This is a genomic window from Vibrio sp. 704, from assembly GCF_033339295.1.
In genome coordinates this window covers 1-541 of the sequence record NZ_JAWOUH010000909.1, presented here as the reverse complement: position 1 = coordinate 541, position 541 = coordinate 1, and the positions used below count along the sequence as shown (strand labels likewise).

The 541-nt window shown below is 49.9% G+C and carries 1 protein-coding gene; it reads left to right on the top strand.

Annotated features, from left to right (window positions below):
• On the top strand, nt 1-541 hold a 541-nt coding region (locus R7R24_RS29820), incomplete at both ends, for a ferric reductase-like transmembrane domain-containing protein (RefSeq protein ID WP_318120603.1).

Sequence of the window (541 nt, the reverse complement as noted above, 5' to 3'; positions counted from 1 at the left end):
TGGATGATAATTGCCGCCGTGTCTGTGTTGTGGTGGATGAGTGAACCGCAACTGCTGTCCTCGACCCAATTCTTCCAATGGCGCTCCGCGCTTATTCAATATTCTGGTGTTTTGTCGTTGGCTTTGATGTCTATTGCGATGGTGTTGGCGCTGCGCTTACCTGTGATCGAGCAATGGGTTCACGGGATGGATAAGGCCTATCGTGTGCATAAATGGCTCGGCATTGCGGGGGTTAGCCTCGGAGTCGTGCATTGGTTGACGTATAAAGTGCCAAAATGGCTAGTGTCGGCAGGAGTGCTCGAAAAACCAATCAAACACACCGGGGTTGGGCCTTCTGGGAACAACTTTGTCGGTTTAGAACTCTGGGTCAAAGAGCTGCGCGATGTGGGGCTTGGTTTGGGGGAGTGGGGTTTTTACCTGCTCTTGGCATTGCTCGTGGTGTCATTGTGGACGGTTGTTAAATACAAGCCATTTAAGTTGTCGCATCGTTTAATGGCTGCTGTGTATTTGATGATTGCTGTTCACTCCGTTTTGTTGATCA